Raw genomic sequence first — 17,741 nt, 5'->3', positions numbered from 1 at the left:
CTATCACCCAACGCTGCTTTCAGGTTATCAAATTGGTGTCTATCGCTGGTATTTTTGTGTGGCTCGAATACAAACTTGTAAATCGCTGCCTGTTTTGCCGAGACACATTTCAAAAGTGTTTAAGTGATTTTTTCCCGGTGTTTTTCCAGGAACTCGCTGGGCGGCACCTTAAACTGGCTTACAAAACATTTTGAAAAGTAAGAATGTGAATTGAAGCCCACCAGGTAACTGATCTCCGAGATGTTGTAATCTTCAGACAAGATCAGTTCTGCGGCCTTTTTCAACCTGATCAGGCGTATAAATTCGTTAGGAACATAACCGGAAAGCGACTTCAGCTTCTTATGCAGACTGGAACGACTCATGGCCAGGTCTTTACTTAACTCCTCGACAGACAACTGCGGATCCATCATGCGCTCTTCGATAATCCCTGTAACCTTGTCAATGAACTTTTTATCGCGGCTATTGGTGGTCAGGCTGTTGGCCGGTGCAAAGGGCTGCCGGGCAAATTTCTCCCTTAGTTTGTTGCGCGACTCGACCAGGTTCTTCACTACCGCCAACACGTGTTTCCACTTAAAGGGTTTAATCAGGTAGGCATCAGCGCCTAATGTAATGCCTTCAATTTCAGATTCCGAATTGGCCCGCGCCGTGAGCAGGATGAACGGAATGTGGCTGTGGTCGATGTTCTCCTTTACCGCCTTCAGGAACTCCATCCCGTCGGTTACCGGCATCATAATATCTGAAATGATCAGATCTACCTGGTACTGGGCGAGCAATTCCTGCGCCTCAAAGCCGTTAAATGCTTTGATAACCCGGTAACCCGCTTCTGCAAGACCGTTGCCAATAAAATCATTCAGTGATTCGTCGTCTTCGGCCACCAGAATGGTCAGCAGTCCTTCTCCTTCGGGTTCTTTCACAGCGGCAACCGCTTTGCCGGCCACAGCTGCACCCGCGGGTTCGTATGGAACCAGCAGCTTGAAGACCGTGTTGACCTGCTCTTGGCTCCTGACCTCGAGCACGCCCTCGTGTTTTTCGACCAGCGACCTGGCCAGCGACAGCCCGATACCGGTCCCGCCAAGATTGCTGTACTGGTGCGCACCCGACGAGACCTTGAAAAACTTGCTGAAGATGTTATTGATCTGCGAGGGCGGGATACCGATACCGTCATCTTCGACACTGACACTGAAATAAGCACGCCCGTCCCTAGTTTCCGGTTCGTCGATGCTGATTTTCACCTTGCTGCGCGTAAACTTGAAAGCATTGATGAGCAGGTTGTTCATGATCTTGGTAAACGCTTCGGGATCAATCTGCACCTGCAGGCTGCTGATCTTCGTGCTCATGGTAAAACGAATGCCTTTCTGATAAGGGATGGATGAAAACCGAGAATAAATTGTGTGAATGAAAGATACGAGTTCAATTTCTTCCTGGTGAATGGCATAAACATCGCTTTCAATGCGCCTGAAGTCGAGCAGTTGGTTTACAAGGTTCAGCAAGCGGTTGGAATTTTCTTCCATGATGGCCAGCTGCGCCTGCTCATCTGTATTTTTGTTCCGGCTTTGCAGCAACTTTTCGAGGGGAGCAATGATGAGCGAAAGCGGTGTCCGGATTTCATGCGCCATTGCCGTAAAAAATTCGAGTTTCTGCGTATAAAACTCTTTTTCTTTCCGGCTTTTCAGCCGTTCAAGCCGAATTTGGTTTTTTCGGCGGGTTTCTTTGATGGTATAGTGTCTGAACAGCCAGAACGCACCAGCTAAGGCCAGTGCATAGAAGATATAAGCCCATACCGAGAGGTAAAACGGCGGGTTAACACGGATTTGCAGAGTCGTGACGTGGCTGTTCCAATTGCCGTCGTTGCCCATGGCCTTAACCTGAAAAACATAATTTCCTGCGGGCAGGTTGGTATAGGTCGCCTTGCGCTCGCTGCCAACGTAGTTCCAGCCTTTATCGAATCCCTGCATGCGGTAGGCGTATTGGACCTTGTTGGGCGCCAGGTAACTCAATGCGGCATACTCAAAACTAATGACCGATTGACTGTGCGAAAGTGTCAGTTTCTGGGTATAATCAATGGGCTTTTGGAGCGGGCTTCCTGCCACACCCGCACTTACCGGCCGGTTAAACAGCTGAAAATTCGTGATCACCACTTCTTGTCTGCCACTCAATTGCCGGACGCTGTCGGGAAAAAAGGCATTGAATCCTTTGATTCCGCCAAAATACAGCTTGCCTGAAGAAGATTTATAACTGGCGCCGTAATTAAACTGCAGGCTCTGCAGGTGATCCCAGTTGGTATAATGCCTGAAAACCTTTTTGCCGGGTAGGTAGGTGTACAAACCGTTGTTGGTAGACAACCAAAGGTTTCGCGAATCGTCCTGCAGCATACCATAGATCACATTCGCATCGAGACCCTGGCTTTCGTCAAAAACCTGGACTGTTTTATCCTGCATATTCAGCCGGTTCAGTCCGCCGCCATCAGTTCCGATCCAGAGGTTACCCGCATGGTCATCGAGTAGGGAGATGATCTTATCTGAACTGAGGGCATTCTTGCGCCCCGCGCGGTAGGCGCTCCATGTCTGGCTGCGTTTATTGAAAGCAACAAGTCCGGCATCGTAAGTAGCAAACCACACCGTTTTGGTGTTGTCTTCATAAATGTCGTAAATGACGTTCTTATCCATGTCCATTCCCCCCACCCTGAAAAAGCTGTCACTCGCAGGATCATAACGGTTCAGCCCTTTGGTCGTGCCGATCCATACCTGCTTGTCGCGGTCTTCATAGATGACGTAAATATTGTCATTACTCAGCGAGCGCGGATCTGATGCTTCATGCCGGTAGTTCCTGACGCTGCCGCTGGCCGGATCGTAGATATTGAGGCCGCCGGCAAAAGTCCCGATCCATATCCGCCCCCTGGCGTCCTTATACAGGCAATGAATGTTGTGATAAGAAAGTGCCTGCTGCCCGCTATGCCAGGGGTATTTTTTAAAGGACCGGGTCCGCTCGTCGAACAGGTTGAGTCCGCCGTCTTCAGTACCGATCCAGAATTTTCCTGGTGTATCTTCAAGGAAGGAACTTACTGCATTCCCGCTGAGGGAAGGCATGCCGTCGCGCTGGTAATAAAGTTCAAAGCCCAAGCCTTTTTCAGTAAAGTAGCTGATGCCCCCAAAATAGGTACCCACCCAGATCCCTCCTTCGCGGTCAGGATAAATCGCATAAATGGCGTTGTCACTGATGCTGTAAGGATCATTCGTTCTTTTGGTATAGGAGCGCGACTGCCCGGTGCTGAGATCCAGTATATTCAGACCTTTTTCGGTCCCTACGTACAGCTTACCGGGTGCGGGCTGGTAAATACTGCGCACAATATCATCGTTAATGCCACCCCGGGTACCGGCCCGAAATACACTGAAATTGCGGGTCGATTGCCTGTAGACGTTCAGGCCGCCGGCGAAAGTACCGACCCAGACATCGCCACTTAGGTCGGTATAAAGAGACAGCACCTGGTCGCTGCTCAGGGCGCTGTTTCTGCGGTTCAGGTTCTGCACCTGCCTGGTCGCAGGATCATATACGTCAATTCCTTTGCCGAAGGTACCTATCCAGATCCGCCCCGAGTGGTCGAAGGTAAGTTTTCTCACATGGTTTGAAGAAAGCCTTCCAGCTTTGCTGTTCTCATGAAAATGTAAAGGTTTTTTTCCGAACCGGTACACGCCGTTCGAGCGGGTCGCCACCCACATACTTCCCGATTTATCACGGACAATATCATACACCGATTGGTTTTTCAGCAAGGCAAGGGGGCTGAACCGCTCTTTTTCAAGGTCGAGCACATAAACGCCCATTTGCGTTCCGATCCAGAGGTGCCGCTCATCTGCCGCCGCAATGGCTGTGATGAAGTTATTGCCGAGCGACTGCGGGTTATTTTTATCGAAGCGGTACGATTTAAACTGATAGCCGTCAAAGCGGCTGAGGCCGTTTTTGGTGCCGAACCACATGTATCCCTTGTTGTCCTGGCCAACGCACCATACTGTATTAGAGACCAGTCCGTCGGTAACCGCATAACTCCTGAACAACGGCTGCTGGGCCTGAGCTGGCATGAACGACAAAAAAAACAGAAAAATCAGGATATTGCGCAGCGACATGCTTAAAGTTAAGGTTTCTTTTTTTCTTTCCGGGCCAGGTGCGGCGCCTCGGCATTGACCTCTTTCTTCCAGTCTTCAAGCAGTTTTTTCAGCCTGGCTGTTTCGGCCGGCCGGTCAGTTGCCAAGTTATGGCTTTCTGAGGGGTCATTTTGGAGGTCGTAGAGTTCCAGCCGCGGATTGTTGTAGAACTCAAGCAGTTTGTAGTTCCCTTCCCGTACGGCAGACGACATGCGGTTTACCCACTTGCCCGTTTCAGAGGGGTAGTGCCAGAAAAGGGGCCGCCCTGACGCACGGCCGCCGCGCAGCAGGGGCATAAGGTTGTGCCCGTCCAATCTCCCGCCGGTTGGTTTCCCTCCCGCCGCAGCCAGAAAGGTAGGGTAAAAATCAAGGCTCGTAACAGGATTGTCGTTCACTGTATTGCCTTTGATCTTACCGGGCCAGCTCACGATTAGCGGTTCCCGGATGCCTCCTTCATATAGCCAGGTCTTTCCTGCCCGAAGGTGTGCGTTGTTGCCCGCTTTTCCGGCACCGCCGTTATCTGAGAAAAATACAATGATCGTGTTTTCAGCCAGCCCGGTTTCACGGAGTGTTTTCATGATGCCGCCCACCCCGGTATCGATACTTTCAAGCATGGCAGCCAGCCAGGGATTGTCCCGCTGTGCAGACTCATGCCGAACGTTGTTTGCTCCAAAGAATTGCTCGGCTTTACCGGTCCCGTATTTCTGATCAAACTTCTGCTTGTATTTTTCTACGAGCTGAACAGGTGCTTCCAGCCTGGTGTGTACGCTGTACAGGCTCAAGTACAGGAAGAACGGTTTTTCACGGTTCCGGGTAATGAATGCGTTCGCCTCTGCGCATTGCCTGTCGGTCAGGTATTCGTTCGCTGTACCTTTATCGAATGATGCGATCTTGCTGTAGGGAAAAAAGTAGTCACCATCGGCAATATATTCAGATTCTGTACCGATCACTTCGTTGAACCCATGCGCTTTGGGCCCTCCTTTGTTAAGTTTGAAATCTGTATCCAGGTGCCACTTGCCCACAATGCCGGTGTGGTAACCGCTGGCAGACAAGGCTTCGTTCAGCGTTACGTACTTGGTTGGGTCCAGCCAGCGATCGGTTTTTTCGTCCTCGGGCAGGAAATCGGTAATGCCAACCCGTGCAGGGTATTGACCGGTCATGATGCTGGCGCGGGTGGGAGAACAGACCGGTGCAGCTGCATAAGCTTGCGTAAACCGCATGCCCTGAGCCGATAAACGGTCCAGATTGGGGGTTTCGTTAAACGTGTTTCCATAACTGCCAAGTTCGCCCCAGCCCAGGTCGTCGGCCATGATAAAAATAATATTCGGCTTGCGGCTGCCCTGCGCATGCAGGCCGGGTGCGCAAAACACAAAGACCAATGCGGCAAGGACAGTTCTAATGTGATTCTTTTTCATAAACGATATCAAGAGCGGCGCCTTTATCCTGCTGCTGGTCCATCCAGCCCTGCAGCGCTTTTTTGTACTTGGAAATAACTTGTTGTCTGGCAGGATCTGCTGCCAGGTTGTTGAGTTCATAGGGATCCTTTTTCAGGTCGTAGAATTCATATTCCGGCCGGTCGGTGACCCTGGTTACGAGCCGTTTTGCGGCGTCGTCGGTTGCTGCGATCTCCTTCCAGTGGTTCCAATAGCTGTCTTTATTGTTTGGATTCATCATGTACTTGATGTGGTTCTTTTTGCCCGGGCTCAGGTTCCAGATCAGCTTATAATTCGCCGTACGAACACTGCGCATGGGATAGGGCGGCCCTTCGGGGATGTTGTTATGAATACCAAAGGCGAACGGACGGGCGGCATCTGCCTGCCCCTTCAATACATTGGCGAAACTTTTCCCGTCCATACCGGCAACAGCTTTTCCGCCGGCCAGTTCAACGAGCGTTGGTGTAATGTCTTCGTATTGTACCAGGGCCTCCGTTTCGGTTTTGGGTTGGATGTTTCCGGGCCAGCGAACAATCATCGAGCTTTTCTGTCCGGCATCCCAGAGGTTCCATTTAGCACCTGGAAACTGTGCACCCTGTTCGCCCAGGAAGATGACGATCGTGTTTTTGTCCTGCCCGGTTTCTTTCAGCGTCTTCATGACCTCACCGACCTGCTGATCCAGGCGCCTTACTTCTGCCAGGTATTTTGCAAAAAGTTCGCGGATGTCTTTGGTATCCACCCAATGCGGAGGCAGCACGAGTTTAACGGGATCAAACTCTGAAGGGTCGCCGACCGTCCAGGGGGCATGCGGGTTGATACTCATCACAAACAGGCAGAAAGGTTTTTTCTGGCTCCTCACATACTGTTTCACGCCGTCAAGCGAATAGTCGTCGGTTTTCGCCACGCAGTTTGGCTCGAATCCGGTTACGAAACGAAACGGAAAAACCTGGGCCGGTTTGGTACTGTGGTCCTTCCCGGTCAGTGCAACATCGTAACCCAGATCGCCCAGGTAATGACAAATGCTTTTCAGATTGTTGTAAACCGGTTTATGGTTCTGGAAGGAACCATGCCTGACGGGGTAAAGCCCGGTAAACAGCGATGCCCGCGTGGGCACACACATGGCCTCTGAAGCGACAATCTGGTTGAATTTCATGCCCTGTGCGGCAAGTGCATCGATGTTCGGCGTACGCATATTCTTTCCGCCGTAGCAACTCAGCTGCCTGCTGTCAAGATCATCTGCCATGATCACCACGACGTTGGGCCTTGGGCGCTGCGCATGGGCCAAAGCGGCAAACATGAGCAAAAATAAAAAGAGCTGTTTTTTCATATCAGTGTTGTTTCAGGATTCCCGGAACGAGTTTACCATCGGGAGCGTTAAAAGGAATGCCCAGCAGTTGGGCAACCAGGGGTGCAATATCAGTGATGGAGAGCGCTTTGCGAAGTTCTGACCGGCCAATTCCACTTCCTGAAGCGATAAAACCGGTCTGGATCTCCTTAAAGTCAGGAAAATGGCCGTGTCCCGCCTTCCCGGCTTTCAGTTTTACCAGGCCGGGCTGGTTTTGTCCGCCAACGGCAATTACACCCTTTTTCATGGCAAGTGCCAGCGAAACTTCAGGATTGACGCCCGCACGGTCCAGTGCAGCGCGGTCCAGTACCCGAAAAGATGCCTGTACTGCCGGCGGCAGCGCGGCCAGAACTTGATGAACCCGCTGCAGGTCTGCCGGGCTTTTAAGATACAGGAAGGCTGCGCCGCCTGCCGGTTGAAAGCGCGCTTTCCAGTCATTTTTATCAAGCAGGCCCGCTTGCGCAAGCCAGGTATTCGGTGCAAGGCTGTATTCACTGTCGACCATTCCGTGGTCGCCGGTAACGATGACCGCTGTATTTTTGGCCATGCCTGCACCCTCAAGTGTGGCCATCAAGGTGCCCACCATGCTGTCTACCCTGGCCAGTGCCTCTTTAGAAGCGACCGCATCACGCCCGTGCGCATGCTGCTGGTGATCTACCGTAACGAAATGAACGGCCATGAGTCCGGGTTTATATTTTCCAATGATGTGTGCGGCCAGCTTTCCCATGGTTGCGTCGAGCGGTCCTGTATTGTCAAAATCGGCGCGCGACAGCTTTCCATGTGCGGCCTCAAAATCGCGGATCAGCGTGGCCGGCTGCAGGTAAGGTTGTGTAACGCTGAGCTGGTCACTTTCATCATCGTTATCGGCCCGCTTTACTGGAAAATTATAGTCTATCGGGGCACCGACCGTAACCGGCCACATCACCGCCCCGGTCCTGATGCCTGCTGAGCGCGCGGCATCCCAGAGCGTAGGCGTCCTGATATAAGAAGATTCCCAATACCAGCGTCCTTTTTCCGCATTGACCGGCGCGTTGTAGTACACGCCGTGCCTGCCGGGGAAAGCCCCGGTAACCAGCGAGGTATGGGCAGGATAGGTAACCGACGGAAAAACGCTGCTGATACCGGCCGACCAAACGCCCGAGGCCGCCAGCTTGCGTAAATTTGGCGCTTTCCAGGCCTGGTCAAGGTAAAAATCCGGCCGCAGGCCATCGATGCTGATCAGCAGCACATGGCGCTTCTGCTGCGCGTAGAGCGATGCCGGGAGCATAGCTGCGGCAAAAAATAGTATGTATATAATCGTTTTCATCCTTTAATTCTGAACGGACTCTAACCTGATGTTGTCTAACCAAAGTTCGGTACCCGCTGCAAGATCGCCAAAACAAACAGACAGGCGATAGGTATCGTCTGAGGGTAATTCGACAGACTGCCAACTGCCGCCAAGCTGCCCGTCACTGATGCGAATAGTCTGGTCAATGACCCTGGCCTGATTGCCGCTGGTGTTTTCAAGGCGGATGACCAGGTTGCCCGAACCCCTTCCGAGCCCCTGCAGGCCTATTTTGAAGCGCTCACCTTTCCGGGCCCTGAAAGGCCAGTTCATGGCAAAGGCGGCTGCCTGGCCTGCCCGGGTCCTGACAAACACATGGGCAGATTTTCCACTGTTCAACCGGTTCCTGTGATCTACGCGAACGTCGCCCAGACGGGCATCCCCGCGCAGGTTCCACCCGCCCAGGTTATCGCCAAAATCCCCGTTCATACGGCGCCGGTACGCCTGTATGCGTTCGTTATATTCACGCGTATCGAGCGGAAAAGCCCCAATGGCGCCCGCCCATTGTTTCCAGGCCGCATACATTGTCCTGGTGCGGTCAGTCTGTTTCGCGGCCAGGTTACGCAGCTCGGTGGGATCTGCCTGCAGGTCATACAAGGCAATCGCCTTTTCATTGAATCTTTTTCCCTCGTCGGTTTTCGCTACCATTTTCCAGCGACCTTCGCGAAGCGCTATATTGGCCTCGTGCTCCCAGAAAATACGGCCGCGGTTATTGTCCTTGCCTTTAAAATGCGGGCTAAGGCTCTTTCCTGCCGGTTCATGCAGTTGCTGGCCGTTGAAAACCAAAGGGTATTTCGTACCGGCCAGGTCGGTGCAGGTGGCCATGATATCGGTCAGGTGTCCGTATCCTGAAACCCAACTATTCTGCAGACTTTTATTGATTCCTGCCGGCCAGTGCACAATCAGCGGAGTCGCGATTCCGCCTTCGTAGGTATAATGCTTGTATTCTTTAAATGGTGTACTGCTTACATTGGCCCATTCCCTGCGGTAGCTTTCGAAGGTATCTTCCTGTCCGTTCACCGCTTTACTTTTACCCGAGCTGATGTATTCTGCACAGGCGCCGTTATCGCTCATAAAAAGAATCAGGGTGTTTTCAAATGCATTTTTTTCTTTCAGGCGGGTTATAATGCGCCCGATGCCCCGATCCATGGCTGCAATTTGCGCGGCGTAGATGGCCATCCGGTTGGCCATTTCTTCTTTTTTTTCAGGACTGAGGCGGTCCCATGCCTGGATTACCGTATCCCTCGGGGCCATCGCCGTGTTTGCGGCAAATAATCCGATCTTTTTCTGCTTGTCGAAACGGGCCTGGCGTACCCTGTCCCAGCCGGCCAGGTATTGTTTCCTATAGCGATCAATGTCTTCCTGGTAGGCATGAAGCGGCCAGTGCGGGGCCGTATAGGCTACATACATAAAGAAGGGATCGGCTGGCCGGTGAATCAGGTGATCGTCAATGAACCGGGTGGTAGAATCGCTGAGGGCGTCTGTCAGGTAAAAATTCCCGGGTGCTTTGTACCGGCGGTTATCGCTGTATACCTGAGGTGTAAAATAGTTTGAGCCTCCGGGAATGATGCCGAAATAACGGTCAAATCCCCTTTGCCTGGGCCAGCTGTCTGTAACCATCCCATCGATCTTGCGTTCGTTGGTCAGGTGCCACTTGCCGGTCATGTAGGTTCCGTAGCCCGCATTGCGAAGCACCTCGGCAATCGTAACGGACTGTTCGTTCAGGGTACCCTGGTACGCCGGCGTGCCCAGGTCTGCTGCAGCCATCCAGCCCATTCCAGCTTGGTGCGGATAAACACCCGTCATCAATGCAGCGCGACTAGGACAGCAGCGGGCACCGTTATAAAACTGCCGGTAGCGAAGACCTCCCCTGGCCAGTGCATCGATGTTCGGGGTACTGATCTCGCCGCCGTAGCAGCCGGCATCAGAAAAGCCCATGTCATCGGCCAGGATGACGATGATGTTGGGGCGTTGCTGCGCCTGCAAAACGGCAACTGACAACAGGAACATAAACGTTAAAAAATATCTTTTCAAAGCCTCAGTTTAATGTGTACAAAATCAGCAATATCATGCAGTCCGGCCGATGGTCACAGACAATTTACATCAGTGTGAGTCCGGTAAATCTACGGGCAACGGCTGCCGCCGGATAAAAATCATGTTTATAATCCTAACAAAATTGTCACCCGGAGGCGCCTGCATGCTTACCAGCCCGGATTCTGCGGACCGAAAGCCGGGTTCTGCAACAGCTCGACCGATGGAACGGGGAACAGCAGGTGCCTGACCGTTACTTTCAGGGCATCGGCGTACACCGCATCAGTGTTGCTCCATTTCCGCTGCGCGGCCATATAGGTGGGCAAAACCTTGGGTTTGGCGGGCAGAACCGTTAGAAACTGGTATTCAAACATGGTTTGTGCAGCATTCACAGGGCTTTGCATGCGTACCAGATCGAACCAGCGCTGTCCTTCACCGGTTAACTCCAGACCGCGTTCATCGAACACCTTCATCCTGAACTGGCTTTTGCTCAGGCCGGCTGCCAGGTTAGCCGGTATGGTGCGCGCGGTTCCGTTTGCTTTCCGCGCGCGGGTTCGCACCTGGTTAAAGGCGGTGTAGGCAGCCGTGGTTGGCCCGTTCAGTTCGTTCTCTGCTTCGGCCTTGATCAGGTAAACTTCGGCCAGGCGAATCACAAAAAAGTCGTTTTCGTTGTTTCGGGCGTCCTTTCCCTGCGGATCCTGGTATTTAGCCAGCACCGGCGTGGCAATGGTTCCGTCGGTTCCCGACGGAATGTTCGGGTAAGTAACAAAATATTTATTCTGCGGCACGTTCAGTCCCCTTGACACGAAGGTGCGTTCAATCCGGTAATCGCCTTTGTATTCGGGCGAATTGTTATAGTAATCAAAAAACCAGTGCATGGGACGCAGTGCGCCTGTATTGTCGCCGCCGCTGGTATTGGTAATCTGCGATACGCCGAACCTGCTGGCAAATTCTGAGCCTTTGGAGTTTTGGCCTGTACGTTGGTTATCGCGGCTAAACCGAACGCCGAAAATCACTTCCCGGTATGCGCCATTTTCCTTACCCACATCGAACAGGTCTGCATAATTGTCAAGGAGGCTATATGCCCCGCTGTTGATGACCGAGTCGGCGTAAAGGGAAGCCTGTTGATAGTGCGCCGTGCCGCTCCCTCCTTTCAGCGCCAGTTTGTTGCCATAAGTCAGGTACGCCTGGGCAAGAATGGCCTGGGCGGCGCCTTTGGTAGCGCGGCCTGTCTCGTCAACAGAAACCGCAGTTTGTAGCGGCAAGCGCTCTGCCGCGGCTTTGAAGTCTTTAAATATCTGCGCATATACTTCATCGACCGTGTTCCGGGGCAGGTAAAACTGGCTGTCGATCTGCAGGCTCTCTGTTCGCAGCGGTACACCGCCGTACAGGCGTACCAGGTAATAATATGCGAAGGCCCGTAAAAAATATGCTTCTCCGTAAACCCGGCGCTCAAACGCCGCATCCAGGTTTAGCCGGTCCATGGCATCGATCAGGTTATTGGCATTACCGATGGTAAAGAACAGCTGGTTCCAGAAAGGTGCGGTATTGTTTCCGTCATAAGTCCGGTTCGCATAAGCAGTAAAATCGCCGGCACCGGGCGAGTAAATGTCGTCGGCACAAAGGACCAGCATTGACATACCCTGAAATTTGAACGCCGGCGATGAGCTCAGGAACGAATACGAACCGGCTATAAGTGTTTTAACGTCACTTTCAGTGCGGATCTGTCCGGGGGTCGGCACATCGACCAGGTCTTCATGCAATGAACAGGAAGTGATTCCGGCAGCCAGGAAAAGGAACAGGTAATATTTGATTTTTTTCATTGTCCAGGTATATTAAAAGGTGAGTTCAAGACCGGCAGACACCGTTCTTGATTGCGGCAGGGTACCATAATCAATGCCGCTCATGAGGCCGAAATGGCCGAATGCATTGATGTTGGGATCGTATCCGCTGTAATTGGTCAGGGTAAGCAGATTGGTTCCCGACAGGTAGACCCGCAGGCCGTTTACTTTCATCGATTTTGGAAGTTTAAACCGGTAGCCGAGCGTAACATTCTGCAGGCGCAGGAAAGAGGCATCTTCAACCATCCAGTCGGGGAAACGCCTGCTTAGCCTTGCGGTTGCCGAAGTGGCCTTTGGATAAACGTTCGAGGTTCCTGGACCGGTCCACCGACCATAGTAGGTCTCCTGCAACTGGTTGTAATTGCCGTTCGAATTGTTTGCGCCAACCAGCCACCTGGTCAGGTTGATGATCTGGTTACCCTCGCTGCCGAGCAGGCTGAAGCTGAACGTGAAACGTCTGTATGACATATCTGCATTGAAACCGAAAGTATAGTCCGGGTTTGGCTTCCCGATCACAGTCTTATCTTCATCAGATATCTTGCCGTCGCCGTTAAAATCTACAAAACGGATGTCTCCGGGTTTTGCAGTGGTCGCTTCAGGGCCGGCGGCAACTTCTTCAGGTGTCTGGTAAATACCCTCAGTTTTGTAACCCCAGAATGAGGAGATCGGGTAGCCAGGCTTGGCAACCTGGAGGGCCTGGTTAAGCAGGATATCGCCGCCGTTGATGTAAACTCCGCCATATACGATATTGCTTTGCCCCATGTCAATCACCTTATTTTCCATGATCGAGAAGTTCGCACCGATATTTAATTTGAAGGGTCCGTTCAGCACATCAAAACTTCCTTCCACATCAAATCCCTTGTTCATCACTTCGCCTACATTTGTATAATAGTTGCCATATGTTGCCGATGTGGGCAGCGGCAGGTTGATCAGCAGGTCGGTTGTGCGCTTATAATAATAGTCTGCACTTAAATTGAGGCGGTTTTTGAACATAGCCAGGTCCACGCCGATATTATACTGCTCGGTTCGCTCCCACTTCAGGTTCGGATTCTCGAAGTCGGCAGTGATGTACCCGGGAATAATGTTCTGGCCAATAACGCCGTACCCGATTCCATATGTAGCCTGGGTGGCACCGACAGCAATATTTTCGTTTCCGGCTACACCGTAACTTCCCCTGATCTTAAGTTCGCTTACAGATTTGACGCGTTCTTTGAAAAAACGCTCATTTGAAATGTTCCAGCCCAGCCCTATTGATGGAAAGAGGTTCCACTTGTTGCCTTCGGCGAGGCGCGTGGCCCCGTCATACCGGCCGGTCAGTGTAAGGAGATAACGGCTTGCGTAGCTGTAATTAACCCGAGCCAGCAAAGATTGCAGCGCCCAGGCCTTGTTCAGCGTATTCATAACTCCGGGCGAGGCAGCACTGCCCAGATTGTTATAGCCCAGTGCGTCTGAAGGAAAATTTGCGCTGTTCTGGCTCGTTGCCCGGCGGCTCCATTGCTGGTAGGAATAACCACCAACGGCATTAATGGAGTGTTTGCCTGTAATTTTTTTATACGTCAGAATGTTGTCGACCAGGAAATTTGAATTGAGGTTGTCGGCCCGTACTGCCGAGCCCTGGTCGCGATTCCCGATAAACGTAGTTCGCGGATAATACACGTTGCGCACCGAATACAGATCATTGACCCCGCCGCTGGCTTTGAATGAGAGGTCTGGCGTAATCCGGTAGTTCAGGGAAACATTGGCAATGAATGTGCGAATGGATGTACGGTCTTTAACTTGCTCGGTGACAACCACGGGGTTGTTCCGCACGGTTTCATCGAGTTCACCATCATCTCCATAGGGGGTATTAAGGGGGTTGTAAGCAATTGCCCCCATCACGGCCGATGAGCCCAGGTTACCCTGGCTGTTGGACTGCGAGCCGTAATCGCGGTTGGCGAGCGATGCGTAACTGCGCACACTCAGCTGAAGTTTCGAGGTCAGGTTCCGGTCCAGATTCACCCGCAGTCCGCCACGGGCATAATCTGCGTTATTGAGTACACTGTTCTGCTGCGTAAAATTGCCGTTGATCAGGTAGTTTCCCTTGTTGTCACGTCCCGAAAGACTGAGCTGATGGTCTTGCGAAAGGGCATTCCGGTATACGAGGTCCTGCCAGTTTGTGTTGACTGAGTTGGCTATAGAATCAAGCTGAAAGTCGGTATAGACCGGCAGTTTACCGTCATTCACGGCAGCTTCATTTTTGAACTGCATGAATTCAAGCGAGCTGAGTACGCCCAATTTTTTAGGCAGGCTGCTTCGGTCAAGACGGGTGGTATACGAAATTTTGTCATTCCCGGTGGCGCCCGAACGTGTAGTAATAAGCACCACGCCGTTTGCCCCGCGCGAGCCATAAATAGCTGTAGAGGAGGCATCTTTCAGGACTTCGATCGAAGCGATGTCTGATGGATTGAGACTGGCCAGCGGGTCAGAAGGCGGTACCTGCGTTCCCCAGTCGTTGTTCATTCCCGCCGTTGCCGAGCCCACCGACGATTCGATCGGCTGCCCGTCTATCACGATCAGCGGCTGGTTGTTTCCCGACACTGATGTCAAGCCCCTGATGTTGAAGGTCATACCCGATCCCGGCTCGCCTGTATTGTTCAGGATGTTGACACCCGCTATCTTTCCCTGCAGGGATTCAGGTACCGAAATTACGCGCTTTTCATTGACATCTTCGAGTTTGACCGAACTGACTGCACCTGTTACATCGCTTTTTCGTACGGTTCCATAACCCATGACCACCACATCGTCTAAAGTGGCATTGGTCGGTTCAAGCTGTACATTGATGCGGCCGCGGTTGTTAACCGGAACCTCGCGGCGTTTGTAGCCTACATAGGTGAACACCAGCACGGCATTTCCGGGAACGTTCAGGGTATAGGCCCCTGTTTCGTTTGTATTGACCGTTTGCTGGCTGCCCTTCACAGCAACGTTGACGCCTGCAAGCACCTCATTTTCCATACCTGTCACCGTGCCCGTAACCGGGATGTTCTGGGCCCGCAGGCTCGCCGGCGCAGTCAGGAACACGAGCAGGAGCATCACGAGCCCCGTCGTACTCCGGGCAAGCCTGGCGCATTTTAGCTGAGTAATGTGTTTAATCATTATATATGGTTTTAGGTTTCTCAATACATTTATCAAAACTGCCGTTCACATGTAATTTGGTTGTTATTTCAGGATGATGTCTCGTCCTTATACCAGGCATAGGCCGGCGGCAGCAGCCTTGGCCGGCAGCCTCGGGGAACACGTTGTTTGTTGGTTAGTGGAAAGCTAAGGCCCGGGAAAGGGACCTGCGGCATCCTGAACAATGTTAGCCTGAAAACAGGCCGCACAGATATCAAATTTGTGCGCAATCATAATAAATATGTGGTACCAAGACCAGGTTCCGGACCAAAAAAAAATATCGTAACGCCCTGATTTTCAGAAAATAATAACACAGAAACAAATTAAATACATAAGAATTTAGATCGGGGTGATATAGCCGCTGGGCAAAATTTATAACTTGCAGCGGCAGGAGTTCCTGCCTACCTGAACCAACACACAACATGAGCGCTTTACGTTTGTCTATTGCGGCACTGGCAGCACTGCTGCTGCCGTTGTCCTCGCCGGCACAGAAAACATCCCGGCCCAACATCATTTTCATCCTAACCGACGACCTGGGCTACGGCGATCTGGGTGTGTTCTGGCAGAACAAGATTCGCGGCAAGCAGCCTGCAATGACTACGCCCGGCCTGGACAAGATGGCGGCAGAAGGCGCGATCCTGACACAATATTGTGCTGCTCCGGTTTGCGCGCCCTCACGCGCCTCGCTGCTTACCGGCCGCAGCCAGGGTCACTCAAATGTGCGCAACAATCAATTTGATAAAGCACTTGAAAATAACCACACGCTGGCAAGCGTATTGAAAGCTGCGGGTTACCATACCGCTGCGATTGGAAAATGGGGCCTGCAGGGTAAAGCGCAGGCGCCGAAATGGCCTGCACACCCTCTCAAACGTGGCTTTGACAGCTATTTCGGGTACATTGCACATGCAGACGGACATGAACATTACCCAAAAGAGGGACTCTATCGCGACCCGAAAAATGTTTGGGACAACTATACCGAAGTAAGCCAGCAGCTGGACAAATGTTATACCGGCGACCTGTTTACCGCCAGGGCTAAACAATACATAGGCGAGCAGGCTAAGCGTAATTCACCGTTCTTCCTGTACCTGGCATACGACACCCCGCATGCCACAATTGAACTGCCTACCGGCCCCTATCCCCAAGGCCGGGGCCTGAAAGGCGGGCTCAAATGGACCGGAAAGCCAGGAGAAATGATCAATACGGCAAATGGCACACCTGATTCATACGTTTACCCGGAATATGCAAACGCCACATACGATCATGACCAGGACGCCTCCACGGCCGAGATAGGCTGGCCTGAAACGTACAAGCGTTACGCCTCTGTAAATAAAAGGCTCGATGAGCAGATCGACGATTTGCTTCAGCTGCTCAAAGACCTTAAAATCGACAAAAACACGCTTGTCGTCTTCACTTCAGATAACGGACCTTCGGCAGAATCATATTTACCAAAAAACTACGACGAGTTTACGCCCCAGTTTTTCCAGAACTATGGTCCTTTCGGAGGCTTAAAAAGGGATATGCTGGAAGGCGGCATGATGACCCCGACAATAGCATGGTGGCCCGGCCATATACCTGCGGGGAAAAGGATCAGCAGTCCGAGCATTTCTTACGACTGGCTGCCCACGTTCTCTGAACTGGCGGGCATGCCTGCACCGGTTACAAGCGATGGTGTCTCGCTACTTCCCTCGTTAACCGGCAGCGGCAAACAACGGCCAGCGCTGATCTACTCAGAGTATTTTGTTGAAGGAAAGACCCCCGCCTACAAAAGTTTTACACCTGAGCACCGGAATAAGATACGAAGGGAAATGCAAATGCTGCGCCTGGGCAATATGGTCGGGCTCCGGTATAATGTCGGTTCAGCAAATGACGACTTCGAAATTTACGACATCATTAAGGATCCGCGCCAAATGCGTAATCTTGCCGCAACAAATGCCGCATTGCAACGCGAATTTAAGCGCATGGCGCTTTCGGCCAGAAGGCCCGACAGCGGTGCAGTCAGGCCGTATGATGATGCTGCCGTGCCGGCGGTAGCACCGCAAGGCCCCCTGGCTACCGGGTTAAAATGGACACGTTACCCCCTGACTACGGACTGGCTTGTACAGACAAATATGGTGAGTCCGGAAATTTCGGGCGTACTGCCACTAGGGAAAGTCGGCCGCCTGCAGCCGGTGCCCGGAAAAATGTATGTACTTACCGGTTACATCAGGATACCTGAAACCGGTACCTATACCCTGCAGATTCAGGGCTCCGGAAAGGTGTTTGCCAGGATTCACCAGGCGGCGCTGATTGATGGGAATTTTGGCGATGTCCAAGCTTACCGGCATGCCGGCAGTATCCGCCTGGAAAAGGGATATCACCCGGTTTCGATCAGTTTCGAGGCCGCAAAGGGTTTGCCCCAAATGGTTTTTCAGGGAGAGAACGGTCAGACACTGGCGGCAGAGAACATGGTACATGTTGGCCGGCAAAACGCATCGAGGTAAA

At 52.2% G+C, this 17,741-nt stretch carries 8 protein-coding genes; 1 reads left to right on the top strand and 7 read right to left on the bottom strand.

The window, feature by feature from the left end:
• Positions 1-119: 119 nt before the first annotated feature.
• From C7T94_RS09565 to C7T94_RS09535, 7 genes are all read right to left on the bottom strand, one after another.
• Positions 120-4,118, bottom strand: a complete 3,999-nt coding sequence (locus C7T94_RS09565) for a hybrid sensor histidine kinase/response regulator transcription factor (protein WP_107215128.1) — start codon at positions 4,116-4,118, stop codon at positions 120-122.
• Positions 4,119-4,126: 8 nt separating this feature from the next.
• The gene (locus tag C7T94_RS09560) at positions 4,127-5,551 is read right to left on the bottom strand and encodes a sulfatase (protein ID WP_107215127.1); all 1,425 of its coding nucleotides are present in this window, start codon (positions 5,549-5,551) and stop codon (positions 4,127-4,129) included.
• Entirely contained in the window at positions 5,532-6,896 is a 1,365-nt protein-coding gene (locus tag C7T94_RS09555) for a sulfatase family protein (protein WP_107215126.1), read from the bottom strand. The genes C7T94_RS09560 and C7T94_RS09555 overlap by 20 nt, the downstream gene beginning before the upstream one ends.
• Position 6,897: 1 nt before the next feature.
• The gene (locus tag C7T94_RS09550) at positions 6,898-8,220 is read right to left on the bottom strand and encodes an alkaline phosphatase family protein (RefSeq protein WP_107215125.1); all 1,323 of its coding nucleotides are present in this window, start codon (positions 8,218-8,220) and stop codon (positions 6,898-6,900) included.
• A gap of 3 nt (positions 8,221-8,223) precedes the next feature.
• The gene (locus C7T94_RS09545) at positions 8,224-10,272 is read right to left on the bottom strand and encodes an arylsulfatase (protein ID WP_239494975.1); all 2,049 of its coding nucleotides are present in this window, start codon (positions 10,270-10,272) and stop codon (positions 8,224-8,226) included.
• A gap of 167 nt (positions 10,273-10,439) precedes the next feature.
• Complete coding sequence (locus C7T94_RS09540) at positions 10,440-12,092, bottom strand: RagB/SusD family nutrient uptake outer membrane protein (protein ID WP_107215123.1); 1,653 nt, start codon at positions 12,090-12,092, stop codon at positions 10,440-10,442.
• Positions 12,093-12,104: 12 nt separating this feature from the next.
• Positions 12,105-15,242 carry a SusC/RagA family TonB-linked outer membrane protein gene (locus C7T94_RS09535; RefSeq protein WP_107215122.1) on the bottom strand — a complete coding sequence of 1,046 codons (3,138 nt, stop codon included), beginning with the start codon at positions 15,240-15,242 and terminating at the stop codon, positions 12,105-12,107.
• Positions 15,243-15,682: 440 nt separating this feature from the next.
• Between C7T94_RS09535 and C7T94_RS09530 the strand changes: the two genes are divergently transcribed.
• Positions 15,683-17,740 (top strand): sulfatase-like hydrolase/transferase, encoded by a 2,058-nt coding sequence (locus C7T94_RS09530; protein ID WP_107215121.1) that lies wholly within the window; start codon positions 15,683-15,685, stop codon positions 17,738-17,740.
• The last annotated feature ends 1 nt before the right edge of the window (position 17,741 follow it).

Source organism: Pedobacter yulinensis (assembly GCF_003029735.1).
Taxonomy (GTDB): Bacteria; Bacteroidota; Bacteroidia; order Sphingobacteriales; family Sphingobacteriaceae; genus Pedobacter; species Pedobacter yulinensis.
This window is presented reverse-complemented; position numbering and strand designations above follow the sequence as displayed.